The organism is Ornithinimicrobium sp. CNJ-824, from assembly GCF_001942405.1.
Classification (GTDB): Bacteria; Actinomycetota; Actinomycetes; order Actinomycetales; family Dermatophilaceae; genus Ornithinicoccus; species Ornithinicoccus kibberensis.
The window spans coordinates 97,843-123,004 of the sequence record NZ_MKKA01000011.1 but is presented as its reverse complement, the minus strand read 5'-3'; the positions used below and the strand labels follow the sequence as shown (position 1 = coordinate 123,004).

The window sequence follows — 25,162 nt, the reverse complement described above, 5'->3', positions numbered from 1 at the left end:
GGGCGACTACGCTGCGTGCCATGACCACGACGACGACGTCCACGGCCTTCACCGTCACCGAGCGCGAGCAGCGCCGCTCGCCGGAGGAGATCGGCGCGATCCTGGAGAACCCCGGTTTCGGCAACGTGTTCACCGAGCACATGGCCATGATCGAGTGGGACAAGGGCCAGGGCTGGCACGACGCCCGCGTCGCGCCCTACGGCCCCATCCCGCTGGACCCGTCGGCGGCGGTCTTCCACTACGGCCAGGAGATCTTCGAAGGGCTCAAGGCCTACCGCCACGAGGACGGGACGGTGTGGACCTTCCGGCCCGAGCGCAACGCCGAGCGGCTCAACGCCTCGGCCCGTCGGCTGGCGCTCCCCGAGCTGCCGCCGACGATGTTCCTCGACGCGATCAAGGAGGTCGTCCGGCTGGACCAGGCGTGGGTGCCCCCGGCGGGTTCGGGGGAGACCTCGCTCTACATCCGCCCGTTCATGATCGCCACCGAGGAGGCGCTGGGCGTCCGGCCGAGCAACCGGGCCCTGTTCTCGGTCATCTGCTCCCCGGCGGGGGCCTACTTCGCCGGCGGGCTGAAGCCGGTGAGCCTGTGGGTCAGCGAGAAGTACGTCCGGGCGGCCCCCGGCGGGACCGGTGCCGCCAAGTGCGGCGGCAACTACGCGGCCTCCCTGGCGTCCCAGGCCGAGGGCATCGAGAACGGCTGCGACCAGGTCGTCTTCCTCGACGCGCAGGAGCACCTCGCCGTCGAGGAGCTGGGCGGGATGAACCTGTTCTTCGTCTACGCCGACGGACGCATCGTCACCCCCGAGCTGACCGGGACGATCCTGCCGGGCGTGACCCGCTCGTCGCTGATCGAGCTCGCCCGCGAGCGGGGCCTGACGGTGGAGGAGCGCCGGTTCACCATCGACGAGTGGCGCGACGGCGTCGCCTCCGGGCAGATCAGCGAGGTGTTCGCCTGCGGGACGGCCGCGGTCATCACCCCGGTGGGCCGGCTGGCCTGGAACGGCGGCGAGCTGACGATGCCCGACACCCACGAGGTCAGCCTGTCGCTGCGCCAGGAGCTGCTCGACATCCAGTACGGCCGCGCCGAGGACCGGCACGGCTGGCTCTACCAGCTGGTCTGAGCGGACCCGGGGGCCGCGAGCTGTTCACGGGCCCCGTCCTCCGCGAGCGTGTCGAGCACGGCCAGGAGCCGGCGCCGCAGCGCGTTGGACCGCGTCGTGAAGCCGCGCTGGGCGGCGACGTACTCCGCCTTGCCCTCGGCCGTCTCGATCCGCACCGGTGCGTAGCCCAGCTCCCGCAGGTCGTACGGCGCCGCCCGCATGTCCAGCTCCCGCACGTCCCGCGCCAGCAGGAAGGCGTCCAGGGTCAGCTCGCTCGGCACCGCCGGGGCCAGCTTGAAGCACCACTTGTAGACGTCCATCGCCGCGTGCAGGCAGCCGGGCTGCTCCAGGTCGCGCTGGCCCTCGCGGGTCGGGGACAGCGTGTTGCGACCGGCCGCCTCGGGCGTGAAGAACCGGAACGCGTCGTGGTGGCTGCACGTGATCGTGTGCGACTCCACGACCGCGTCGGTGCCCTCGCGGCCCAGCCGCAGCGGCCACCCCTGGTGCCGCAGCTCCTCCTCGCCGGCACGGTAGACCATCGCCCACTCGTGCAGGCCGAAGCAGCCGAACCGTCCCGGTCGGGACAGGGTGGCCGAGACCAGATCACGCACGAACTCCACCGTCCGGCCGCGCCGGGCGAGGAAAGCAGGGACGTCGAGGTATGCCGTGCCGCCGGCCTGGGTGTAGGACGTCCACCCGGCCCGGTCGGCGGCGCCCTCCAGGGCGACCCCGGGGCCGGGGTGCCAGCGGGCGAGCTGGGCGGGGCGGAAGGCGTAGTACTCCCAGAGGAAGTCGTCGACCGGGTGCCGGCGGCCCGCCACCCTGCGGGCGAGCCGGTCGGCGGTCAGCTGCTCGACCGCAGCCGCGTGCTCGGCCGCGCGGCGACGCCATACCTGCTCGGGAAGGATCTGCACGGTGTCCAAGGGTAGGGCCGGGCTGCTCCGCGGAGCAGCCCGTCGCGGCGCGGGGCCGGTGAGGAACGGCCGGTGGCGGGTCTGTCGGTGGCCCGTCCTAGCGTGCTCCGCACGAGCCGGGAGGGGCCCGGGCTCGGGGAGGAGGGGAGATGTCCGTGGGGGACGACGAGGTGGCTGCACCTGACGGGGCGGTCCGCGAGCCCGGCGACGGTGAGGGGTCGGACGCAGCAGGGCCGGGGCCGACGCGGGAGGGACACCTGACGCCTGACGACCTGGACGCCCTGGGGGACGAGATCGCCCAGCTGGCCGGGCAGATCGCGGCGGCGACCGCGCGGTTCCTGACGCTGCTGGGCCGGTTCGACGAGCAGGGCGGATGGGCGGGACCGGGGATCCGCAGCCTGGCGCACTGGCTGTCGTGGCGTGCGGGGATGAGCCTGCGCACGGCGCGCGACCACGTCCGGGTCGCCCGCTCGCTGCGCTCGTTGCCGCAGACTGCCGAGCGTTCGGCAAGGGCGAGCTGTCCTACTCCAAGGTGCGGGCGATCAGCCGGGTCGCGACCCAGGAGACCGAGCCCGAGCTGGTCGCGCTGGCCAGGAACGCGCCGGCGGCCCACGTGGAGCGGATCACCGCGGGACTGCGCACGGTGGCGGCCGAGGAGGAGCGCCGGCAGGAGCGGAGCAGCCGCCCCGACCCGGAGCCCGGTCAGCCGCCGCGCCCGTCCGACCCGCCGCCGCAGTCCCTGCAGTGGCGCTGGGACGAGGACAGCGGCGACCTCGTCGTCTGGGGCCGGTTCGGGCCGGCGGACGGACGCCGGCTGCTGGCCGCCCTGACCCGGTCGGAGCTGGAGCGGATCCGCACGGTAGTCCACGAGCCCGGCGAGGTGCCCGACCCGGAGGTCGACCACGACGCCGGTGCTGCGCCCCACCCCGGGGAGCCGCGCGGGGAGTCGGTGGACCGCACGGCACCACCCCCGGGCCAGGCCGGTCCGGCGCTCCTCGCCCTGGCGGAGATCGGCCTCAGCGCCCAGGAGGCGCCCGTGCTGGCGTCCTCGGCCGAGGTGGTCTTCGTCCACCGGCAGGATCCGGTCGGCGGGGAGGGCTGCTCCGCGGAGCAGCAGCCGGGGGTCGTCGCACCCGACGACGGGCCGGCGCTCGACGACGGCACGGCCGAGGAGGTGCTCTGCGGGGCCGACAGCCGGTGCGTCCTGCGCGACGCGGAGGGGGCCGTGCTGGCCTTCGGGCGACGACGACGCCGCTTCTCCACGGCTCAGCTCAAGGCCCTGCGGCTGCGCGACGGCGGCTGCCGGACCCCGGGCTGCGGGCGCACGAGGTTCCTGCACGCCCACCACGTGGTGTTCTGGTCCCGCGGAGGGGCCACCGACCTCGACAACGCGGTGCTGCTGTGCGGGGCCTGCCACCGGGCCGTCCACCTGGGACAGCTTGTGGTGAGGGCCCTGGGCCGGCAGCGGTTCGAGTTCCGCGACGCCGGGGGAGAGGTGCTGGTGCCCGCCCCGCCGATGTTCGGCCGGGCCGATGCGATCCTCGCCCACCGGACCATCACCCCCCGCACCGTGACCGGCGGCTGGGGCGGCGAACCGCTGGACAACAGCCTTGTCACGAGCATGCTCATCGCCCAGTGGCGCGTCAGCGGCAGACGGTTCGGCCCGTTCGACCCCACCCCGCCCTGGACCGACCTCGACGCACCCTCGTGGGAGGGCAGGAGCGCCGCGTGAGGGCGGGCGCGCACCGCATACCCTGTGCACCATGCGCATCTGCCGATTCACCGCCGGTGACGACCCCCGCTTCGGACTTGTGGACGGGGCGGGCGAGAAGATCGCCGAGATCTCCGGCGACCCGCTCTACACGCGGATCGAGCTGACCGGCGAGACCCACCTCGTCGAGGACGTCCGGCTCCTCGCCCCGGTCATCCCGCGGAGCAAGGTCGTGGCGATCGGGCGCAACTATGCCGACCACGCCCGGGAGATGGGCAACGAGCTGCCCGACGAGCCGATGATGTTCTTCATCCCCAACACCTCCGTCTGCGGACCCGGGGACCCGGTGGTGATCCCGGCCTTCGCCCGCGAGATCTCCTACGAGGGTGAGCTGGCCGTCGTGATCGGCCGGCTGTGCAAGGACGTGCGGGCCGAGGACGCTGCCTCCGTCGTCTTCGGCTACACGGTCGCCAACGACGTCACCGCGCGGGACCTGCAACGGGGTGACAACCAGTGGGCCCGCGCCAAGGGGATGGACACCTTCACCCCGCTCGGGCCGTGGATCGAGACCGACCTGGACGTCGCCGACCTGAGCATCGTCACGACCGTCGACGGGGAGGTCCGCCAGGACGGCACCACCGCCGACCTGCACTTCGGCATCGGCGAGCTCATCGCGCACGCGTCGGCAGCCTTCACCCTCCTTCCGGGGGACGTGCTGCTCACCGGCACGCCCGCCGGGGTCGGTTCGATCACCCCCGGCCAGCGCTGCGAGGTGACCATCGAGGGGATCGGCGTGCTGGCCAACCCGTTCGTCGCCGCCGACCCGCACGAGGGGTCCGGGGGTTCCGAGGGGTCCGACGGGACCGGCGGGTCCGACACCCCACGAGGCTGAGCGGCGCATGACCGACGCCCCCATCGGCGTCTTCGACTCCGGCTTCGGCGGGCTGACCGTCGCCCGGGAGATCCTCGACCAGCTGCCCCAGGAGTCGATCCTCTACCTCGGGGACACCGCCCGCACCCCCTACGGTCCGCGGCCGATCGCCGAGGTCCGGCAGTTCGCCCTCGAGTGCCTCGACCGGCTGGTGGCCCACGGGGTCAAGGCCCTGGTCATCGCCTGCAACAGCGCCTCCGCCGCTGTCCTGGCCGATGCCCGGGAGCGGTACGACGTCCCCGTCGTCGAGGTCATCCGGCCGGCGGTCCGCCGGGCGATGGCGGTGACCCGCTCGGGACGGATCGGGGTGATCTCCACCCAGGCCACGCACCAGTCGCGGGCCTACCTGGACGCCTTCGTCGCCGCGCCCCCCGACGTCGACGTGACCTCCCAGCCGTGCCCCCGCTTCGTCGAGCTGGTCGAGGCCGGGATCACCAGCGGGCCGGAGGTGATCGAGACGGCGCGGGGCTACCTGGCGCCCCTGCAGGACAAGGGGGTGGACACCCTGATCCTGGGCTGCACGCACTACCCCCTGCTGACCTCGGCGCTGCAGTACGTCCTCGGCGAGGAGGTCACCCTGGTCTCCTCGGCCGCGGCCACGGCCGCCGACCTCTTCCGCGTGCTCACCGACGGCGACCTGCTCGCCCCGGCCGACAACGAGCCGCAGCACCAGTGGCTGACGACGGGGGACCCGCACGGGTTCACCTTCCTGGCGCGGCGGTTCCTGGGCCCGGAGGTGGACCAGGTGCACCGGGCGTTCGTGGGCCGCGAGGACGAGGTGACCACGGGCTGACCGGTGCGGGCCGAGCGGCGTGGGCCGAGCGGCCCGGGCCAAGCCGTGCTGGCGGCCAGGTCTGCACCCGGCAGACCGTCAGCCGATCAGTCCCGCGGCGCGGGCGGCGGCGACGGCCGCCGTCCGGCTGTCCACCCCCAGCTTGCCGAAGACGTGGTTCAGGTGCGTCTTGACGGTGGCCTCGCTCACCACCAGCCGACGGGCGATGCCCCGGTTGGACAACCCCTCCGCGACGAGCTGCAGCACCTCCCGCTCCCGACCCGAGAGCTCGGCCCGCCGGACCCGCATGGTCTGCACGACCCGCTGCGTCAGCTCGGGGCCGAGCACCGACCCGCCACGGCCGGCCGTCTCGATCGCCGCCACGAGCACGGCGGGCTGGGCGTCCTTGAGCAGGTAGCCCACGGCACCGGCCTCCACCGCCCGCACCAGGTCCGCGTCGTGGTCGTAGGTGGTCAGGATGAGCACGGCCGGCGGGGACGAGCGGGCACGGAGGCGCGCGTGACCGCGACGCCGTCGGGCCCCTGCCCCAGGCGCAGGTCGCAGAGCACGACATCCGGACGCAGCGCGGCGGCCTGGTCGATCGCAGCATGCCCGTCCGCGGCCTCGCCCACCACCTCCAGGGCGGGCTGCACCGACAGCAGCGCGGTCAGCCCCGCCCGGACGACCGGATGGTCGTCGACGACCAGGACCCGCACCGTCGTCGTGGCGCTCACCACGACCCCCTCGGCGCCCTGCCCGTCCCGCGGGGCACGTGGGCGCTCACGGCGGTGCCGCGGCCGGGCCCGGACTCCACCTCGAGGTCCCCGCCGAGCTCGCGGAGCCGTTCCCGCGCCGCCCGCAGCCCGTAGCCCCCGCGGGAGGGCGTCTCCCGGCGCGCCCCGGCCTCCTCGGGGACGAACCCCCGTCCGTCGTCGACGACGTCCAGCCGCACCGAATCCCCGGCCTCGGCGAGGGTGAGGACCACCCGGTGGGCGGACGCGTGCTGCCGGACGTTGGCCAGCGCCGTCTGCGCCGTGCGCAGCAGCGCCACCTCCAGCGGTGGGGGGAGGCCGCCGACGTCACCGTCGACCCGCACCTGCGCCTCGACCCCCGTCTCGTCCTCGAACCTGCCGGCGATCCGGCGGACCGCGTCGGTCAGGCCGGACTCCAGCGGTGCGGGCGCGAGGGCACCGACGACCCGACGGGCCTCGTCGAGGTGGTCGGCGGCGCTGGCCCCGATCTGGTCGAGCAGGCGACGCTGCCCCACCGGGTCGTCCGTGGCCGTCCCCGCCCGCGCCAGCAGCAGGATGGAGGAGAACCCCTGCGCGAGCGTGTCGTGGATGTCCCGCGACAGCCGGGTCCGCTCGGCGAGGACCCCGGCCTCGCGCTGCGCCTGGGCCAGCTCGGCGTGCAGTTCCTCGGCCTCCTCCTGGGCCGCGACGAGCGAGGCGATCAGGCGTCGGCGTTCGGCGTTGTCCCGCACGAGCGCCTGCAGGCCACGGGACAGGGCCAGGGCGAAGAGGGCCCCGACAGAGGGGCCGACGACGGCTGCGGTGCTCCACCCCTCGGCGTGCCCTCCCCGCGCGACGACGACGACCAGGACCAGCAGGCCGAGGACCACGGCCCCGCGCAGCGGCAGCAGGTGGCCGGCCAGCAGCCACACCGAGAACGCCACCCACACCAGGTCCGGGGAGACGGCCGTGGCCACCAGCCAGCAGGCCACCAGGCCCAGCAGCCACCAGCCGCCCGCCCTCAGACCCCCGTCGGTGCGGCCGGACGACCTCGGCCCCGGCTCCCGCAGCCGCACGGAGGCGGCCCGGGCGCCGACGGCATACCAGAGCAGCAGCGCCGCGCTCGCGATCAGCAGCGGCAGGGGCGCCGTCCCCGTGGCCAGCGCCCGGGCCACGCCCACGACGACGAGCACGACCAGCAGGAGGTGCTGGACCAGCACGAGGCGGCGGACCATCCCGGCCTGGTCGCTCTCCCGGTCCGCCGTGCTCACGGGGTCATCGTGCCAGCACGGGGGAACGCAGCCGCCCGCCGTCCTGGGCGCGCACCTCCCCGTCCGCCGGCGCCGGGTGGGCCGGCCACCAGAAGCGGTCCCCCAGCAGCGTGACCACGGCCGGGACGAGCAGGGTCCGGACCAGCATGGTGTCCACGACCACCCCCAGCCCCACGATCAGCCCGAGCTGACCGAGGGTCACGAGCGGCAGGACGCCCAGCGCCGCGAAGACGCCCGCCAGCACGATCCCCGCGCTCGTGATGACCCCTCCGGTCGTGGCGACCCCGCGCACGACCGCCGCCCGCGTCCCCAGCCCGGGCACCTCGGAGCGCACCCGGTGGACCAGGAAGATCGTGTAGTCGATCCCCAGCGCGACGAGGAAGAGGAAGGCGAGCAGCGGCACCGAGGTGTCCAGGGCCTCGAACCCCAGGAACGTCCGGCCGAGCCACGCGCCCGCGCCGATCGTCGCCAGGGTGCTCACGACGTTGACGGCCAGCAGCACCAGCGGCGCCACGAGCGAGCGGAGCAGCAGCGCCAGGACCGCCGCCACGACGGCCAGCACGAGGGGTGCCACCAGGAGCAGGTCCGCGCGGGCCCCGTCCCGGGCGTCCACCTCGGTCGCGGGCGCGCCGCCGACGAGGACAGGGGTCCCGGGTATGCCGTCCGCCGCGGCCCGCAGGTCCGTCACCAGGTCGCGCTCCGCGGAGGAACCGGGTGCTGCGTCGGAGACGACGGACAGGGTCGCCACGTCGCCCGCCGAGGTGGCGCCGGAGGGGCCGGGAGCGACCGAGACGACCCCGGGCACGGTGTCGACGGCCCGGGTCACGGCGTCGACCTGCTCCGGTGCGGCGAGGACGACCACCGGCTGGGCCGCGCCCGCCGGGAAGTGCTCGGACAGCGTCGTCAGCGCCTCCACCGACTCGGCGGCGACCCGGAAGCGTTCGGTCTGGGTCAGACCGACCTGGGTGCCGAGGAGCCCTGACGCCATCACCGCAAGGAGCGCGCTCCCGGCGGTCAGCACCCGCCACGGCCGTCGCACGACCGCACCGGCGACACACCCCCAGGGGTCGGTCCGTGGCCCGCGGTCGGCGCCGGGCCGGGGGACGAACGGCCAGAAGACGCCGCGGCCGACCACGGCCAGGGCCGGGGGCAGCACGACCAGGGCGGCCACGAGGGCCACGAGCAGCCCGAGGGCCGCCGCGACGCCCAGGCCACGGGTGCCGGGGACGGAGGCCAGCGCCAGGGTGGCCAGGGCCAGGACGACGGAGACGTTGCTGGCCAGGATGGCCGGCAGGGTGCCGCGCCAGGCGACGCGCAGCGCCTGCCGGTGGTCCTCGTGGACCCGCAGCTCCTCGCGGTAGCGCGAGATGAGCAGCAGCGCGTAGTTGGCGCCCGCACCGAACACCAGCACGCTGATGATGCCGGCGTCGAAGGTCAGGCCCAGCCACCGACCCAGCGACGTCGTCGTCACCGCGGCCACCTGGTCGGCCAGACCCACCACCGTGATGGGGACGAGCCACAGCACGGGGGAGCGGTAGGTCAGCAGGAGCAGCAGACCGACCACGGCGACCGTGACGAGCAGCAGCCGGACGTCGGCCCCGTCGAAGGAGGCGGCCAGGTCGGCGGCGACCGCCGGCCCGCCCGTCGTCCGGGCCCGCAGGTCCTCCGGAAGCTCCGCGGAGACCGCGGCACGGACCTCGTCGACGACCGCGCGCGTGACGTCGGTGCCGTCCTCCCCCTGGACGGACACGGGTACCCGCAGCAGGGCGGCCCGGCCGTCCTGGCTCGGGACCGGCCCGGCGACCTGCTCCCCGGCCGCCACCGGCAGGACGGCCCCCATCCGGCCGAGCGCCGCATGGTCGTCCGTGGCGAGGGGCCCGCCGTCCTCATGGGTGACCACGACGACGAGCTGCCCCAGGTCGCTGCCGGGCAGCTCGGCCAGCAGGTCGGCGACCTGCGCGGACTCGGAGCCGGTGGGGGCGGGGCGGTGGTCGTCGGCGAGCTCCACGCCCCGGAGGCCGCCGATCAGGCCGAGGGCGACGAGCAGGGCGAGGAGGAGGGTCACCGGTGCGCCGAGGCGGCCGGTGAGGGGACGGAGAGGGGGACGTCGAGGCATGTCTCGACGGTATGGACGGAGGCACGGCCGCGGCCGCCCCGCGACCTCCACCCTTCGGTTGATCCGGGGTCGGTAGCCTGGGACCACCGCCGGCGCAGTGCCGGCGGCCGACCGTGGGAGGGACCCTGGTGACACCGCTCGCCGCGACCGCCGGCCGGGGCAGGAGCCCCCGGCCATGACCGGGGCGATCCTGCTCCTGCTCGTCGGCATCGCGGCGATCCTGCTCATCATCGCGGCGAACGGCTACTTCGTGGCCCAGGAGTTCGCCTACATGTCGGTCGACCGCAACCGGCTGGCCGCCCAGGCCAGGTCCGGGGACGCTGCGGCGGAGCGCGCGCTGAAGGTCACCGGCCGCACCTCGTTCATGCTCTCCGGCGCCCAGCTGGGGATCACCGTGACCGGCCTGCTCATCGGCTACGTCGCCGAGCCGCTCGTGGGGCAGGCCCTGGGCACCCTGCTCGGGGGCGTGGGCGTGCCCGCGGCCGTCAGCATCTCGGTGGGCACGGTGGCCGCGCTGGCCGTGGCCACGGTGGTCCAGATGCTCTTCGGCGAGCTCTACCCCAAGAACCTCGCGATCGCCAACGCCGGCCCGATGGCCCGCTGGCTGGCCCGCTCGACCCTCATCTACCTGGCCGTCTTCGGCTGGCTGATCAGCTTCTTCGACAAGTCGGCCAACCTGCTCCTGCGGGCCGTGGGGATCGAGCCGATCCACGACCTCGACACCACCGCCACCGCGGAGGACCTGGGCCGGATCGTCTCCGACTCCCGCGAGAGCGGCGACCTGCCGGAGGAGCTGTCCATGCTGCTGGACCGCATCCTCGACTTCCCGGACCAGGACGTCGAGCACGCGATGGTCCCCCGGGCCAAGGTGGACACGGTCGCTCCCGGGACGACCGTGGGCGAGGTGCGTGAGCTGATGGCCCGGGCGCACACCCGGTACCCCGTCGTCGACGACGCGGGCGAGCCGGTGGGCGTCGTCCAGCTCGTGGACGTCCTCCGGGGCCGGCCGGACCCGGCGGCACCGGTCTCGGACGTCATGCGTCCCGCCGTCGTCGTGCCCACCCTCATGCCACTGCCGAACGCCGTCGACGAGCTGGCCGGCGCCGGCCAGCAGATGGCCTGCGTCATCGACGAGTACGGCGGCTTCGCGGGGGTCCTGACCATGGAGGACCTGGCCGAGGAGCTCGTCGGGGAGATCACCGACGAGCACGACGAGGCCACCCCCGAGCTCATCGTCGGCCAGGAGGACGAGGCTGGCGGATGGACGGCGACGTGCACCTCGACGAGGTCGAACGGGCCGTCGGCCACCGCCTGCCCCAGGGCGACTTCGAGACGATCGCGGGCCTGGTCATCGCCGAGACGGGGGACCTCCCGGAGGAGGGCCGCGTGGTGACGGTCGGCCTGCCGGCGGACCCGGCCGAGGTGGTCTCGGACGAACCGGTGTCCCGGGCCCTGGAGATCGAGGTGCTCGAGGTGGCCCGGCACGTCCCCAGCGAGGTGCGGGTCCGGCTCATCACCCGCGAGCTGGGGGAGCAGGATGAGGACCCCGACGGCCCCGACGGCACCGACGAGGAGGACGACCGATGACCAACCCCTGGGTCGTGCTCCTGGCCACCGTCCTGCTCATCGTCCTGAGCGCCTTCTTCGTCGTCATCGAGTTCGCCCTGCTCGGCGCACGCCGCCACCGTCTCGAGGCCGAGGCGGTGACCTCCCGGTCCGCCCGCGCGGCCCTGCGCGGGATCGACGAGCTCACGCTCATGCTGGCCGGCGCCCAGCTGGGCATCACGGCGGCCACCTTCGCCCTGGGGGCGATCACCAAGCCGGCCGTCGACAGCTGGCTGGGCCCGGCCCTGCAGGCCCTCGGCGTCCCCGGCTGGCTCGCCGGCGGCACCTCCTTCGCGCTGTCGCTGCTGCTCGTGACCTTCCTGCACCTCGTCGTGGGCGAGATGGCCCCCAAGTCGTGGGCCATCGCCCACCCCGAGCTGGCCGCGAAGCTCGTCGGCATCCCCGGGCGGGCCTTCGTCACCGTGGTCCGGCCCCTGCTCGTGGGGGTGAACTCCCTGGCCAACCGGCTGGTGCGCGCCAGCGGCGTGACCCCGGTCGACCGTGCCGCCGTGGGCGGCCGGGACGCCGAGACCATCCGGCACCTCGTCGAGCAGTCCGCCGCGCACGGCGTCCTGGAGGAGTCCTTCCAGAGCCAGATCTCCGACGTCCTCGAGCTCGAGCGGCTCACCGTCGGCGAGCTGGTGCCCCAGGACCAGGAGCCGGTCGCCGTCGGCGTGGACGCCACCGTCGACGAGGTCCAGGAGGCCGCCGCCCGCAGCGGGCACCTGCGGATCCTGCTGGCCACGGCGGACGGGGGGCTGCCGGGGGTCGTGCACGTGCGCGACACCCTCACCCAGGAGGGCGGGCACCCCGTCCGGGCCACGGCGCGACCGGCCTTCGTGCTCGCTCCGGGCGTCCCGGTCTACGAGGCGCTGCGCCGGATGCGGGAGAGCGCCGAGCAGCTCGCGGTCGTCGCGGACGGCAGCGACGTCGTCGGCCTGGTCAGCGTCGCCGACATCCTCCGTCGCGTGCTGCCCGGGCCGCGGGCCGACGTCTGAGGTCGTGACGTCCGGCACGGGACACGGACCACGCCGGGCGGGCACGATGGGGCCATGGACCTGACGATCGTCGGCTGCACCGGCTCGCTGCCGGGCCCCGCCTCGCCGGCCAGCTGCTACCTGGTGCGGACCCGGGCCGAGGGACGCACCTGGCAGCTGCTCCTCGACCTGGGGCCGGGCGCCCTCGGCGCCCTGCAGCGGCATACCGACCCCGTGCGGCTGGACGCGGTGGTCCTGTCCCACCTGCACCCGGACCACTGCCTCGACCTGACCGGGCTGCGCGTGCTCCGGGCCTACGGGCCGTCCCCGGCGGACGAGGACCTCACCGTCCACGCACCCGCGGGGGCGGCGGAGCGGATGGCCCGGGCCTACGGGGTCGCCGGACCCGAGCCGCTGAAGGGGATGGCCTTCGTCGACCTCGTCGACGGACGGCCGTTCACCGTCGGCCCGTTCACCGTCACCCCCTACGCCGTCCTGCACCCGGTGCCGGCCTACGGGCTGCGGGTCGAGGCCGACGGCCAGGTGCTCGCCTACACCGGTGACACCGACACCTGCCCGGGACTGTCGCCGCTGATGGCCGACGCCGACCTCGTCCTGTCCGAGGCGTCCTACCTCGAGGGGCGGGACACCGGTCGGGGCGTCCACCTCACCGCCCGGCGCGCCGCGCAGGCCGCCCGCGACGCCGGCGCCCGCCGGCTGATGCTCACCCACCTGCCCCCCTGGACCGACCCGCAGGAGGCGCGGGCGGAGGCGGCGGAGGTCTGGCCCGGCGAGGTGGAGCTGGCCGTCCCGGACGCGACCCTCCCGGTGGGCCCGACGTGACGGTGCGGGACGTCCGGGGGTGGGCGGAGGGCCGGCGCCGGACCGTCGGGCTCGTCGGTGCCGTCCTGGCACTGGCGATGGCCACCCTCTGGACGGTGGTGGTGCCCGACCGCGCCACCGAGGTCGACGGGGTCCAGCAGCTGGCGGTGCGGTGGGGGCACCCGCTGTGCTGGGCGCTCCTGGCCCTCGCCGGGGTGCTGTATGCCGTGCGCGCCCCGGCCGCGTGGGTGGCCGGCGTCGCCTGGGCGGCGCTCGCGGCATACCTGGTGTTCCTCGCAGCGACCGTCCTCTGACCTGCGCCTACGGGGACCACGCCCCGTCCACCTCCCAGGACTCTTCCAGAGTTGCTACCGTGGCTGGAGTGACACAAGTCACTGTCCGTGCTGTCTCGTGCAAGGAGCAACCATGAACGCCTGACGTGACTACGACTGGGTGGGGCTGGCCGAGAAGGCCCTTCTCGCCCTGCTGATCCTCGTCGCGACCTGGATCCTGGCCAAGGCCGTCCAGTGGGCCATCACCAAGCTCGTCGCCAAGCTCGACTTCTTCCAGCGTGAGGCCCGGGACGGGGAGTCCCTGGGCCAGGCCGTCGGCAAGATCGGGTCGCTGCTCGTCTGGCTGCTGGGCCTGATCGCGATCCTGCAGGTCTTCGCCCTCGACCAGGTCCTGGCTCCCGTCCAGGGCATGCTGGGCGACATCCTCGGCTACCTGCCGAACATCATCGGTGCCGGCTTCGTCTTCTTCATCGGCTGGATCATCGCCAAGATCGTCAAGCAGATCACCGAGACCGCGCTCGACTCCGCCGGCTTCGACCGGGCCGTCGCCCGCCTGGGCGACCGCGCCTCCGCCGAGACCGGGGGCCGGCCGGCCACCGCCACCGCCGGCGACGGGGCCACCGCCACCGACGACGCGGCGGCCTCCGGCTCCGGGACCCGCCTGTCCACCGTCGTGGCCAACCTGCTGTTCGCGGTCATCCTCATCGTGGTCACGATCGCCGCCCTGCAGATCCTGGGCATCTCGGCCATCTCCGACCCGGCCGAGCAGATGCTCACAGTCATCCTGGACGCGATCCCGCGGATCATCGCCGCGGCCATCCTGCTGGGCCTGGGCTACGTCATCGCCCGCTTCGCGGCCCAGCTGCTGGAGACCACCCTGCGCGGGCTGGGCACCGACCGGGCGGTCGCCGAGCTGGGCGCCGTCCCGGAGGGTCGCAGCGCCTCCTCGATCATCGCCCGCGTCGCCCAGATCGCCATCCTGCTGTTCTTCGCGGTCATGGCGGCCCGGGTCCTGGAGTTCCCGGAGGTCACCGACATCCTCGAGGAGATCCCCGCCCTCGGCGGGCGGGTCATCTTCGGCGGCGCGATCATCGCGGCCGGCGTCTTCATCGCCAACCTGCTGCGCCGCACGATGGGCACCGGCACGGCCACCACGGTCGTCTACTGGGCCACGATCGCGCTGTTCGTGGCGATGGGCCTGAAGTACATGGGCATCGCCGACTCGATCATCAACCTGGCCTTCGGCGCCGTCGTCGTCGGCGCCGCGGCAGCCGCGGCCCTGGCCTACGGCCTCGGTGGGCGCGACGCCGCCGCGCGGTCGCTGAAGAAGGTGGAGGCCAAGGCCCAGGAGCCCTCGGGCGACCCGGCCCCCACGAGCTCCACACCCGGGAGCGGACCGCAGGTCTGAGGACGTCTCCCGACGACCCGGCGCGACCCGGACCTCGACGAGGTCCGGGGCACGCCGCCGTCGCGGGCCCCCGTCCTCTGCTCCCGCCCGCCGGCGCGAGGCATACGCTGGCCCCATGACCACCGGAACCCGCCACGACGGCCGCGCCCCCGACGAGCTGCGGGAGATCAGGATCACCCGCAACTGGCTCGACCACGCCGAGGGCAGCGTCCTCGTCGAGTTCGGCCGCACCCGCGTCCTGTGCGCCGCGTCCTTCACCGAGGGTGTCCCGCGCTGGCGCCGCGGCAGCGGCAAGGGCTGGACCACCGCGGAGTACGCCATGCTCCCGCGCGCCACCCACACCCGCTCCGACCGCGAGTCGGTCAAGGGCCGCATCGGGGGACGCACCCACGAGATCAGCCGGCTCATCGGGCGGTCCCTGCGGGCGGTCGTGGACCTGGAGGCCCTCGGCGAGAACACCATCCAGATCGACTGCGACGTCCTGCAGGCCGACGGCGGCACCCGCACCGCCGCCATCACCGGCGCGTTCGTGGCCCTCGTGGACGCCGTCGAGTCGGCCCGGTCCCAGGGCCTGGTCAAGGCCTCGGCCGAGCCGGTCGTCGGCTCCGTCTGCGCGGTGAGCGTCGGCGTCGTCGACGGCGAGCCGGTCCTGGACCTCGACTACGAGGAGGACGTCACGGCCGACACGGACATGAACGTGGTCATGACCGGCGACGGCCGCTACGTCGAGGTCCAGGGCACGGCCGAGGGGGTCCCCTTCGACCGTGAGCTGCTGGACGCCCTGCTCGACGTCGCCGCGGAGGGCTGCGCCGAGCTGACCGCGCGCCAGCAGGCCGCCTTCGGCGCCGACGACATGGGCGGCGCGGACTCCCACGAGGTCGGCGCCGACGTCGACCAGGGCCCTCCGACCTGGTGACCGGCACCGACCGTCGCCTCGTGCTGGCGACCCGCAACCCCGCCAAGGTCGTCGAGCTGCGGGAGATCCTCGCCCAGGCCCTCGCCGGGACCGGTCTGGAGCTGGTCGGCCTGGACGCCTTCGCCGGGCTCGAGGACGTCGTGGAGTCGGGCGTCACCTTCGCCGACAACGCCCTGCTCAAGGCAGGTATGCCGCGCGCGCCACCGGCCTCCCGGCGCTCGCGGACGACTCGGGCCTGGCCGTGGACGTGCTCGGCGGCGCACCGGGGGTCTTCTCGGCCCGGTGGGCGGGGCCGTTGGCCGAGGCCGCCGGCACCTCGCGGGACGAGGCCAACAACGCCCTCCTCCTCGCCCAGCTCGCCGACGTGCCGGACGAGCACCGGGGAGCCGGCTTCGTGTGCGCCGCGGCGCTGGTGGTGCCGGGGGAGGGCCCCGGGTCCGTCGGCCGGGAGGTGGTGCGCGAGGGTCACTGCCGGGGCACCCTGGCCCGGTCCCCGCGGGGCGACGGCGGCTTCGGCTACGACCCGCTGCTGCTCCGGCCCGACGGGCGCACCCTGGCCGAGCACTCCGCGGCGGAGAAGAACGCCGTCTCCCACCGCGGGCAGGCCTTCCGGGCGCTGTCCGAGGACCTGAGGACCCTGCAGCCGTAGGGTCGGGGCCGCCCGGAGCGAGCACGGGTCCGTCCGCCCGTGGGATGGTAGACGGGTTATGCGGTTCCTGCTGCTCGGTGAGCGGGCCGCCGTCCAGCAGGACGGGTCGGCCGCACCCAGCTCGCCGCGGACGGTCTCGCTCGTGGCCTACCTGGCCGCCCACGCCGGGGTCCCCCAGCCCCGGGCCACCGTGGCCGCCGCCCTGTGGCCGGACACCGCGGGCGCCCAGGCGCTGACCAACCTGCGTCGCGAGCTGCACCACCTGCGCCGGCTGTTCGCCGGGGACGGGTGCCTCCAGGTCACCGCCACCGACCTCACCTGGCACGACGGCCCCGGCTGCACGGTGGACCTCCTCGACCTCCGCGCCACGGTCGCCGGGCTGCGGGCGGCCGTGGAGGGCGCACGTCCCGACGGTGCCCCCGAGGAGACGCTCCTCGCCCTGGGGCGCGACCTGCTCGGCACCTACCGCGGCGACCTGCTGCCCGGGTTGGACGACGGATGGGCGGTCGACCTGCGTGCGCAGGTGGAGCAGGAGTTCGTCGACGCCTGCGACCTGCTCGTCGGGACGGCGACCGGCCTGGACCCGTCCTCGCCCGTCCACGGGCCGGCCCTGGACGCCGCCCGGCGGCGCGTGCGCCTGCGGCCGCTCGAGGAGGCCGGCCACGTGGCCCTGATGCGCCTCCTGGCCCACGTCGGCGACGTACCCGGGGCCCTGGCCGCCTACCACCGGTGCGCCCGGGGGCTCCGGGACGAGCTCGGGGTCGACCCGGGGGCCGCCGCGCAGTCGTTGCTGGCCGAGCTCCTGGGGCGCGCGGGCGGCGCGTCGGAGGACCCGCCCGGAAGGGCGGTCCGTCCGGCGGACGCCGGGGAGAGGGACCCGCTCGTGGGGCGGGAGCCGGAGCTGGCGGCGCTCGTGTCCCAGCTCGACGCCGCGACCACCTCCGGCCTGCGGGTCGCCCTCGTGCACGGAGAGGCGGGGTCGGGCAAGAGCCGTCTGGTGGAGGAGCTGCTCGCAGCGGCCAGGCGACGTGGCCTGCGCACCGCCACCGGCGGTGGCCACGCGATGGGCGGGGCGGTCGCGATGGCACCCGTGCTCGACTGGCTCGCGGGCGAGCCGGCCCGACCGCTGCCCTCGGGGCCCGGGAAGGGGTCGACGCGGGGTGCGGCCAGCTGGGAGCGGCTCGACTTCGTCCGTGACCTCGTGCGTCGGCTGGCGGCCTCGGCGCCTGCCGTGCTCGTCATGGAGGACGTCCAGTGGGTCGACCAGGACACCCTCGACCTGGTGTCCTCCCTGGCCCGGTGGGAGCCGACGGCCCGCCTCCTCCTCGTCCTGACCGCCCGTTCCGGGGCACTGGAGGAGAGCACCGACCTGGCTCGGTGGACGGCCGGTGTCCGGACCCAGGTGCCGACCCTGGTCGTGCGCACCGGGCCGCTGACCCCGTCCGAGGGTCGCACCCTGGTCCGCCGTCATGGGGACGAACGGTGGGACGACGACCGCTGCGCCGCGCTGCACGCCGCCACGGGCGGGTTCCCCCTCCACCTCGTCGAGGCGGCCCGGCTCCTCGTCCGGCACGAGCGCGCCGGCACCCTCCCGGCGGCGGACCTGCCCACGGGAGACCTGCGCGGCGTGCTGACCCACCGGCTGACCGTCCTCGGCGGTGCCGCCCAGCAGCTGGCCGTGGTCGCCGCGGCGGTCGGGCGGTCGGCGTCGCTGCCGCTCCTGCGGCTCGCCGGCGGCCTGGACGACGCGACGACCGTCCAGGCGCTGGACGAACTCTGCCGGGCGGCCGTCCTCGTCGAACGTCCCGGGGGGTACGACTTCACCCACGACCTCCTCCGGGACGCGGCCTACGAGCTGGCGACCCCGGCGCGGCGGGCGCTCGTCCACCTGCGTGTGGGCGAGGCGCTGGAGCGGCTGCACGGCGAGCACCTCGAGGACGTCGCCGCGCTGCTGGGGGAGCAGTACTCCCGGGCAGGCCTGCCCGAACGGGCGGTCCGGCACCTGCGGGAGGCCGCCCGGGCGGCCGGCCGGGTGTTCGCCGCGGACCGGTCCATCGAGTCCCTCAGGGCCGCCGCGCTCCAGCTGCAGGCGCTCCCTGCAGGACCTGCGCGCGACCGCGACGAGCTGGACTGCCTGCACGACCTCGCCGCGGTCCTCAACGCCCGGCACGGCTGGACCTCGCCGTCGCTGCGCAGCACCCTGGAGCGGGCGCAGGAGCTGGCGGGGCGCCTGCACGACGACCCGGCGCTCGCCGACGTGCTGACCGGTCTGTGGGGGACCGACTACGTGCGCGGTGCCAACCGGCAGGCCCTGGCGACCGCGGAGGCGGCCCGGGCGGCGGCCACCCGCTCGGGGGACCGGGTCAGGGTGGCCGTGGGCCGCTTCGCGGTCGGCGCCACCCTGGTGCACCTGGGTCGGCCCCGGGACGGGCTGGACGAGCTGGAGGGAGCCATCGCCGAGGACCTGACCTCGTTCCGGCTGGCGGTCGGGTCCCGCCCGGAGGTGCACGCCCGGGCGTGGGCGGCCCACGCCCGGGCACTGCTCGGTGACACGGACGGTGCCACGACCGCGTCGCAGGAGGCACTGGACCGGGCCGGCACCCACCCCTACGACCGCGCCCTGGCCCTGGCCTACGCCGCGGTCACGGCGCACCTGCGCGACGACCGCCACGGTCTGGTCCCGCTCGTGGACGAGCTCGCCCAGCAGTGCGGGCGCTACGAGCTGGGCTACTACGGCAGCTGGGGCGAGGCGCTGCACGGCTGGATCGACGGGGGCGAGGCCGGTGCCGCCCGCCTCCGGCGCGCCATCACCGACCAGCGGGCCACGGGTGTCGGGGCCCGGTCCGGCTACTTCCTGAGCCTGCTGGCCGACGTGACCGCCGACCCGTCGGAGGCCCGTGCCGTGCTCGACGCCGCCGCGGCCAACGCCCGGGCCCAGGAGGACCTGTGGTGGCTGCCCGAGATCGAGCGCCGACGGGGGCTGCTGCGTCCGACGGGCGAGCGGCGTCCAGCCCTCGAGGCCGCCCTGGAGCTGGCGACGGCCCAGGGCAGCCGGCTGCTGGCCGAGCGCTGCCGGCTCTCGCTCGCGGACCTGCCGGAGGGCTGACCGGGGGCGGTGCGAACGCTGGGCGAACGGTGTCCTCCCTAGCGTCGGGCGTGGCTCGCCCGACCACCCCGGTCGGACGCCGACCTCAGGAGAACCCATGACCGCCACCCAGACCGCCGTACCCGTGGACACCCTCGCCACGCTCCTGCGCGGCAGCGTCATCCTCCCGGGGGACGCCGGCTACGACGCTGCCCGTGCCGTCCACAACGGCATGATCGACCGCCGTCCCGCCGCGATCGCCCGGTGCGCCGACGAGGTCGACGTCTCCCGGGCGGTGCTCTTCGCCCGGGAGCACGGGATGACCGTCGCCGTCCGGGGCGGCGGCCACAACGCCGGCGGCCTCGGAGTCTGGGACGACGCCCTCGTCGTGGACCTGTCGCCATGCGCGGCGTCCACCTGGACCGCTCGGACGGGACGGTCCGCGTGCAGGGCGGGGCCACCTGGGGCGACGTGGACCACGTCACCGTGCCGGCCGGACGGGCCGTCCCCTCCGGGCTGATCAGCACCACCGGTGTCGGGGGTCTGACCCTCGGCGGCGGCATCGGCTACCTCTCGCGCCGCTACGGGCTGACGGTCGACAACCTCCTCGAGGCGCAGGTCGTGCTCGCCGACGGCACCGTCGTGACCGCATCCGAGGACGAGCACCCGGACCTGTTCTGGGGGCTGCGCGGCGGCGGCGGCAACTTCGGGGTGGTCACCTCCTTCCGGTTCCGCTCCCACCCCGTGGGCGAGGGCGGGATCGTCCTGGGGGGTCCCGTGCTCTACGACGCGGCGGACGCCGCCGAGGTTCTGCGGTGGTACCGCGAGGTCCTGCCCGCCCTCCCGGAGGAGGTCAGCGGCTGGCTCGGGATGCTGCGGGTGCCCTCCGGGCCACCCTTCCCGGAGGCCCTGTGGGACCGCCACGTCTGCGACATCGTCTGGTGCTGGACGGGCCCGCACGACCGGGGCCAGGAGGTGCTCGACGAGCTGGCGGCCTTCGGGGAGCCGTTGCTCGTGGGCCTGCACGACATGCCCTTCAGCGCGCTGCAGAGCGCCTTCGACGCCCTCTACCCGCCGGGCTACCAGTGGTACTGGAAGGCCGACTTCTACGACCGGATCACCGACGAGGCGGTCAGCACGCACGTGCAGCACGGCACCCGACTGCCCAGCGCCCTGTCGACGATGCACCTCTACCCGGTCGACGGCGCCGTCGCCAGGGTGGCCGAGGACGCGACCGCCTTCCCCCACCGGTCCGGCGGCTGGGCCGGCGTCATCGTCGGGATCGACCCCGACCCCGCCAACCGAGACCTCATCACCGGCTGGAGCCGGGACTACTGGGAGGCGCTGCGACCGTCCGCGGCCGGGGGCGCCTACGTCAACTTCCTCATGGAGGAGGGGGCGGACCGGGTCAAGGCCGCCTACCGCGGCAACCACGACCGGCTCACGCGGGTCAAGGCCCGCTACGACCCGGAGAACACCTTCCGGGTCAACCAGAACATCCCCCCCGCGACGGGGGAGACGTCCCGGTGACGGGACGACAGCTCCTGTCGCAGGGGCAGGAGCCCGGACGGCCCGGGACCGGGCCGGAGCAGCACGAAGGAAGAACGACCATGCAGACCACCACGCAGACAGGTCGTCGGCGCACCGCCGGCGCCGCCACGCTGGCCCTGGCCGCCTCCGCGGGCCTGGCCGCCCTGGGGACGTCCGGGGCGTCGGCCGACGACCCGGGAGCCTCCGCCCCCGCCATGGGGCCGGAGGTCACGGTCCTGGCCGGCCGCGCCGACTTCCCGGACGACATCGAGGTGAAGATCAAGCGCTCGCTGGACGGCGGGCCCACCGAGGTGCTCAACCTCAAGGACCCCGGCGACATCATCGTGGCCCGGGTCGACCTGGCCCCGGGGGCGGCCTTCCAGTGGCACACCCACCCGGGTCCGGTCGTCGTCTCCGTCGCGCAGGGGCAGCTGACCTACCAGCAGAGCACGGACTGCGTCGAACGGCTCTACGGCACCAGCGAGGCGTTCGTCGACCCCGGCACCATCGTCCACACGGCGTGGAACGGCGGGGACACCGACGTCGTGCTCTACGCCACCTTCTACGACGTGCCCGCCGGCGAGGGCCCCACGCGCAATGAGCCGGTCCAGGACGGGTGGTGCGACTGAGGGGCCGGTGCAGGCGGACCCGGACGGGCCGGGCGGGCGCAGGGGCCCGCCCGGCCCACGTCCGGACCACGCCCGCGCACGGCATACCCTTGACCTGCCCCCTCCCCAGGACCCTCGAGGACTGCCCATGGCGCACCAGTGGCGCGGCGTGATCGCCGAGTACGCCGACCGACTCCCCGCGACGATCACCGGGACCGTGGTCACCCTGCGCGAGGGCGGCACCCCGCTCATCCCCGCCGAGCACCTCTCCGAGCTCGTCGGCGCGCAGGTCCACGTCAAGTACGAGGGCCTCAACCCCACCGGCTCGTTCAAGGACCGTGGGATGACCGCCGCGATCAGCGACGCCGCACGCCAGGGGGCCAAGGCGGTCATCTGCGCCTCGACCGGCAACACCTCCGCCAGCGCGGCGGCCTACGCGGCCAAGGCCGGGATGACCTGCGGCGTGCTCGTGCCCGAGGGCAAGATCGCGATGGGCAAGCTGTCCCAGGCGATCGCGCACGGGGCCACCCTCATCCAGGTCGACGGCAACTTCGACGACTGCCTCACCGTGGCCCGCAAGCTGGCCGAGGCCTACCCGGTCGAGCTGGTCAACAGCGTCAACCCCGCCCGGATCGAGGGCCAGAAGACCGCCGCCTTCGAGGTCGTGGACGCCCTCGGCGACGCGCCCGACCTCCACTGCCTGCCGGTGGGCAACGCGGGCAACATCACCGCCTACTGGCGGGGGTACACCGAGTACGCCGACCCCGGCGCACCCGGTGCCGGGGGGACCACCCCCGCGACGCGCAGGCCCCGCATGCTCGGCTTCCAGGCCGCCGGCGCCGCCCCGATCGTGCTGGGCCACCCCGTCGACCACCCCGAGACGATCGCCACCGCCATCCGGATCGGCAACCCCGCCTCCTGGGCCCAGGCCGAGGCCGCGCGGGACGAGTCCGGGGGCCTGATCGACAGCGTGACCGACGAGGAGATCCTCGCCGCGCACCGGCTGCTGTCCACCCGCGAGGGGATCTTCGTCGAACCGGCCTCCGCGGCCTCGGTCGCCGGGCTGCTCAAGGCGCACGCGGCCGGTCTCGTCCCGGCCGGCGCCACGGTCGTGTGCACGGTGACCGGGCACGGGCTCAAGGACCCCCAGTGGGCCCTCAAGGGCGCCGACGGCTCCGACGTCGACCCCGTGCGGGTCCCGGTCGACGTGGTGAGCGCCGCCCGCGCGCTCGAGCTGGAGTGATGTCGCCGCCGCCCGTCGGCGCGACCGTCTCGGTCTCGGTCCCGGCCAGCGCCGCCAACCTGGGGCCCGGGTTCGACGCCGTCGGGCTGGGGCTGGGGATCCGGGACGGGTATGCCGTGCAGGTGCTGCCCGCGGACGTGGGCCTGGAGGTCGTGCTCGAGGGGGAGGGGGCCGCCGACCTGCCCGTCGACGAGGGCCACCTCGTCGCCCGCCACCTGCGCGAGGCGCTGGAGGCCGGGGGGCACGGGTGGCTGGAGGGCTACGGGCTGCGGCTGACGTGCCGGAACCGGATCCCCCTGTCGGCGGGGCTGGGCTCCTCGGCCGCGGCGATCGTGGGCGGCCTGGGGCTGGGGTTCGCGCTGGTCCGCGGCGGTGAGCTCACGGCCGCCGACCTGGCGCTGGTCAACGCCTCCGCCGGGGTCGCCGAGGGGCACCCGGACAACTCCTCGGCCTCCGTGTACGGCGGGCTGACCGTCTCCTGGATGCCCGGTGCTTCCGTGGTGCGCACGGCACGCCCGGTGCTCCACCCCGACGTCGTGCCGGTCGTCCTGCGGCCCCGCGGGACGCGGGTGGACACGGCCACCGCCCGGGCGGTGCTGGGCCCGCAGGTGCCCCGGGGGGACGCCGTCCGGCAGGCCGGCCGGTCGGCCCTGCTCGTGCACGCGCTGACGGCCGACCCCTCGATGCTGCTCGACGCCACGCAGGACTGGCTGCACCAGGAGCAGCGGCGCGACGTCTACCCCACGACCATGGGCGCCGTCGACCGTCTCCGCTCCCTGGGGCACGCGGCCGTCGTCTCCGGCGCGGGCCCGACCGTCCTGTGCCTGACCACGACCGACCTCGTGGACGTGGTGGTGGCCGAGGCCCGCTCGTGGGGCCGGACGTGGCAGGTGCGCACCCCCGGCGTGGCGCGGGAAGGGCTCGTCGTCGAGGCAGGAGGGAGCGGATCGTGACCACGACCCCCCGCAGGTTCAGCCAGGTCGACGTCTTCAGCGCGCACGGGCTGCGCGGCAACCCGCTCGCCGTCGTCCACGACGCCGACGGGCTCGACGAGCAGACCCTGGCGCAGTTCGCGCGGTGGACCAACCTGTCCGAGACGACCTTCCTCCTGCCGCCCACGGACCCCGCGGCCGACTACCGCGTGCGCATCTTCACCACCGGTGGCGAGCTGCCCTTCGCCGGACACCCCACGCTCGGCAGCGCCCACGCCTGGCTCGAGGCCGGCGGGGTGCCGCGGGACGCCGGGCGGGTCGTGCAGGAGTGCGGCGTGGGCCTGGTCACGGTCCGCCGCGGGGAGCGGCTGGCGTTCGCCGCCCCGCCGCTGCTCCGGTCGGGCGAGGTCGACCCCGCCCGGGCCGAGGAGGTCCTGGCGGCCCTCGACCTGGACCCCGCCCGGGTGCTGGGGATGGCCTGGGTGGACAACGGGCCGGGCTGGATCGGCATCGAGCTGGGCTCCGCCGAGGAGGTGCTGGCCGTCGAGCCGGTCCCGGCGCTCGCCGGGCTGCTCAAGGTGGGCCTGGTCGGACGCTGGCCGGACCCGGCGTCGGTCGGCAAGGACGTCGAGGTGAGGGCCTTCTACGGCGACGGCACGGACTTCGGGGAGGACCCGGTGACCGGCAGCCTCAACGCCGGGCTGGCCCAGTGGCTGGTCGGCGCGGGCCGGCTGCCGGACCGCTACGTCGCCGGGCAGGGGATGCGCCGTCACCGGGACGGGCGCGTGCACGTCGAGCGGCGCGACGGGCAGGTCTGGGTCGGGGGCGACACCGTCACGACCGTGTCCGGCACGGTGCGCCTGCCCGGGTGAGCGGCGCGGCATACCGGGTCGGCGGTGCGCCCGGCGGGACTCGAACCCGCACGCCGGAGCACAGGAACCTAAATCCTGCGTGTCTGCCAGTTCCACCACGAGCGCGCGCGGACCAGCCTAACCGCGGTCATCCCAGCTCGACGCCCAGCTGCCGCGCCAGCATCTGCACGTGGCCCTTCGCCTTGACGTTGTAGCGGGCCAGCTCGATCCGGCCCTCCTCGTCGATCACGAAGGTCGACCGGATCACGCCCATGACGGTCCGCCCGTAGTTCTGCTTCTCCCCGTAGGCGCCGTAGGCGGTGAGCACCTCCTTCGACTCGTCCGCGACGAGCGGGAAGGTCAGCCCCTCCTTCTCGGCGAACCGGGCCAGCTTCTCGGGGGAGTCCGGGGAGATGCCGACGACGGCATACCCGGCCCGTTCGAGGACACCGAGGTTGTCCCGGAAGTCGCACGCCTGAGTGGTGCAGCCGGGCGTCATCGCCGCGGGGTAGACGTAGAGGATCACCTTCCGGCCGGCGAGGTCGGACAGGCTCAGCTCGCCGCCGTCGGCGGTGGGCAGGGTCCAGGCGGGGGCCGGCTGTCCGGGCTCCAGACGGGTCATGACGTGCACCTCCGAGGTTCGGGAACAGGGGTTCTGAGTTATCGTCTCAGGTGATCAGCACGCCCACCCCATCAG

At 75.0% G+C, this 25,162-nt stretch carries 20 protein-coding genes, 1 tRNA gene and 3 pseudogenes; 18 read left to right on the top strand and 6 right to left on the bottom strand.

Annotated elements, in window-relative coordinates; all coding sequences use genetic code 11:
- Nucleotides 1-20: 20 nt before the first annotated feature.
- Nucleotides 21-1,121 (top strand): branched-chain amino acid aminotransferase, encoded by a 1,101-nt coding sequence (locus BJF81_RS04975; RefSeq protein WP_075957383.1) that lies wholly within the window; start codon nucleotides 21-23, stop codon nucleotides 1,119-1,121.
- Here BJF81_RS04975 and BJF81_RS04970 read toward each other — a convergent pair.
- Complete coding sequence (locus BJF81_RS04970; RefSeq protein WP_075957626.1) at nucleotides 1,106-2,014, bottom strand: 3-methyladenine DNA glycosylase; 909 nt, start codon at nucleotides 2,012-2,014, stop codon at nucleotides 1,106-1,108. The two genes, BJF81_RS04975 and BJF81_RS04970, sit on opposite strands and share 16 nt — an antisense overlap.
- A 532-nt stretch (nucleotides 2,015-2,546) precedes the next feature.
- On the opposite strand from BJF81_RS04970, the gene BJF81_RS18305 reads away from it, so the two are divergent.
- Genes BJF81_RS18305 through murI form a run of 3 tightly spaced genes read left to right on the top strand, consistent with a single transcriptional unit; the run spans nucleotide 2,547 to nucleotide 5,449 of the window.
- Nucleotides 2,547-3,746 (top strand): HNH endonuclease, encoded by a 1,200-nt coding sequence (locus BJF81_RS18305; protein WP_083664004.1) that lies wholly within the window; start codon nucleotides 2,547-2,549, stop codon nucleotides 3,744-3,746.
- 31 nt (nucleotides 3,747-3,777) lie between these two features.
- Nucleotides 3,778-4,617 (top strand): fumarylacetoacetate hydrolase family protein, encoded by an 840-nt coding sequence (locus tag BJF81_RS04955; protein WP_083664003.1) that lies wholly within the window; start codon nucleotides 3,778-3,780, stop codon nucleotides 4,615-4,617.
- A 7-nt stretch (nucleotides 4,618-4,624) separates the two neighbouring features.
- A complete protein-coding gene (murI, locus tag BJF81_RS04950) occupies nucleotides 4,625-5,449 on the top strand; it encodes a glutamate racemase (RefSeq protein WP_075957381.1) in 825 nt (274 codons plus the stop codon).
- Between the two features lie 78 nt (nucleotides 5,450-5,527).
- Here murI and BJF81_RS04945 read toward each other — a convergent pair.
- From BJF81_RS04945 to BJF81_RS04935, 3 genes and pseudogenes are all read right to left on the bottom strand, one after another.
- Nucleotides 5,528-6,162 (bottom strand): annotated as a pseudogene (locus tag BJF81_RS04945) (response regulator).
- On the bottom strand, nucleotides 6,159-7,430 hold the full coding sequence (locus tag BJF81_RS04940) for a sensor histidine kinase (RefSeq protein WP_237770030.1): 1,272 nt from the start codon (nucleotides 7,428-7,430) through the stop codon (nucleotides 6,159-6,161). Before BJF81_RS04940 ends, BJF81_RS04945 begins: the two are co-directional and overlap by 4 nt.
- A 4-nt stretch (nucleotides 7,431-7,434) precedes the next feature.
- Nucleotides 7,435-9,546: an MMPL family transporter gene (locus BJF81_RS04935; RefSeq protein ID WP_075957380.1), complete on the bottom strand. Its 2,112-nt coding sequence runs from the start codon at nucleotides 9,544-9,546 to the stop codon at nucleotides 7,435-7,437.
- A 175-nt stretch (nucleotides 9,547-9,721) separates the two neighbouring features.
- On the opposite strand from BJF81_RS04935, the pseudogene BJF81_RS04930 reads away from it, so the two are divergent.
- The 14 genes and pseudogenes from BJF81_RS04930 to BJF81_RS04870 all read left to right on the top strand — a co-directional run bounded on the left by BJF81_RS04930 (nucleotide 9,722) and on the right by BJF81_RS04870 (nucleotide 24,486).
- Nucleotides 9,722-11,133 (top strand): annotated as a pseudogene (locus BJF81_RS04930) (hemolysin family protein).
- Nucleotides 11,130-12,149: a CNNM domain-containing protein gene (locus tag BJF81_RS04925; RefSeq protein WP_075957379.1), complete on the top strand. Its 1,020-nt coding sequence runs from the start codon at nucleotides 11,130-11,132 to the stop codon at nucleotides 12,147-12,149. Before BJF81_RS04930 ends, BJF81_RS04925 begins: the two are co-directional and overlap by 4 nt.
- 54 nt (nucleotides 12,150-12,203) lie before the next feature.
- Entirely contained in the window at nucleotides 12,204-12,971 is a 768-nt protein-coding gene (locus tag BJF81_RS04920) for an MBL fold metallo-hydrolase (RefSeq protein WP_075957378.1), read from the top strand.
- Nucleotides 12,968-13,264 carry a hypothetical protein gene (locus BJF81_RS04915; protein WP_075957377.1) on the top strand — a complete coding sequence of 99 codons (297 nt, stop codon included), beginning with the start codon at nucleotides 12,968-12,970 and terminating at the stop codon, nucleotides 13,262-13,264. The genes BJF81_RS04920 and BJF81_RS04915 overlap by 4 nt, the downstream gene beginning before the upstream one ends.
- Before the next feature lie 139 nt (nucleotides 13,265-13,403).
- Nucleotides 13,404-14,651, top strand: coding sequence for a mechanosensitive ion channel (locus BJF81_RS04910; RefSeq protein ID WP_143780676.1), 1,248 nt, complete (start codon nucleotides 13,404-13,406; stop codon nucleotides 14,649-14,651).
- Between the two features lie 115 nt (nucleotides 14,652-14,766).
- Entirely contained in the window at nucleotides 14,767-15,567 is an 801-nt protein-coding gene (gene rph / locus BJF81_RS04905; RefSeq protein WP_083664002.1) for a ribonuclease PH, read from the top strand.
- Nucleotides 15,561-16,216, top strand: a pseudogene (locus BJF81_RS04900) (non-canonical purine NTP pyrophosphatase). The gene rph and the pseudogene BJF81_RS04900 overlap by 7 nt, the downstream one beginning before the upstream one ends.
- 58 nt (nucleotides 16,217-16,274) lie before the next feature.
- On the top strand, nucleotides 16,275-19,322 hold the full coding sequence (locus BJF81_RS04895; RefSeq protein WP_075957376.1) for an ATP-binding protein: 3,048 nt from the start codon (nucleotides 16,275-16,277) through the stop codon (nucleotides 19,320-19,322).
- 97 nt (nucleotides 19,323-19,419) lie between these two features.
- Entirely contained in the window at nucleotides 19,420-19,821 is a 402-nt protein-coding gene (locus BJF81_RS19140; protein WP_446740536.1) for an FAD-binding protein, read from the top strand.
- Complete coding sequence (locus BJF81_RS21325; RefSeq protein ID WP_446740535.1) at nucleotides 19,704-20,831, top strand: FAD-binding oxidoreductase; 1,128 nt, start codon at nucleotides 19,704-19,706, stop codon at nucleotides 20,829-20,831. The genes BJF81_RS19140 and BJF81_RS21325 overlap by 118 nt, the downstream gene beginning before the upstream one ends.
- A gap of 80 nt (nucleotides 20,832-20,911) precedes the next feature.
- Nucleotides 20,912-21,460, top strand: a complete 549-nt coding sequence (locus BJF81_RS04885; RefSeq protein WP_075957375.1) for a cupin domain-containing protein — start codon at nucleotides 20,912-20,914, stop codon at nucleotides 21,458-21,460.
- Nucleotides 21,461-21,587: 127 nt separating this feature from the next.
- Nucleotides 21,588-22,682, top strand: a complete 1,095-nt coding sequence (gene thrC / locus BJF81_RS04880) for a threonine synthase (protein WP_075957374.1) — start codon at nucleotides 21,588-21,590, stop codon at nucleotides 22,680-22,682.
- The gene (locus BJF81_RS04875; RefSeq protein ID WP_075957373.1) at nucleotides 22,682-23,635 is read left to right on the top strand and encodes a homoserine kinase; all 954 of its coding nucleotides are present in this window, start codon (nucleotides 22,682-22,684) and stop codon (nucleotides 23,633-23,635) included. The genes thrC and BJF81_RS04875 overlap by 1 nt, the downstream gene beginning before the upstream one ends.
- Nucleotides 23,632-24,486 carry a PhzF family phenazine biosynthesis protein gene (locus BJF81_RS04870; protein WP_075957372.1) on the top strand — a complete coding sequence of 285 codons (855 nt, stop codon included), beginning with the start codon at nucleotides 23,632-23,634 and terminating at the stop codon, nucleotides 24,484-24,486. Before BJF81_RS04875 ends, BJF81_RS04870 begins: the two co-directional genes overlap by 4 nt.
- 25 nt (nucleotides 24,487-24,511) lie before the next feature.
- Here the strand turns inward: BJF81_RS04870 and BJF81_RS04865 are convergent.
- Nucleotides 24,512-24,591: transfer RNA gene (locus BJF81_RS04865), tRNA-Leu, on the bottom strand.
- 22 nt (nucleotides 24,592-24,613) lie between these two features.
- Nucleotides 24,614-25,087, bottom strand: coding sequence for a thioredoxin-dependent thiol peroxidase (gene bcp, locus BJF81_RS04860; RefSeq protein ID WP_075957371.1), 474 nt, complete (start codon nucleotides 25,085-25,087; stop codon nucleotides 24,614-24,616).
- Nucleotides 25,088-25,162 lie beyond the last annotated feature (75 nt).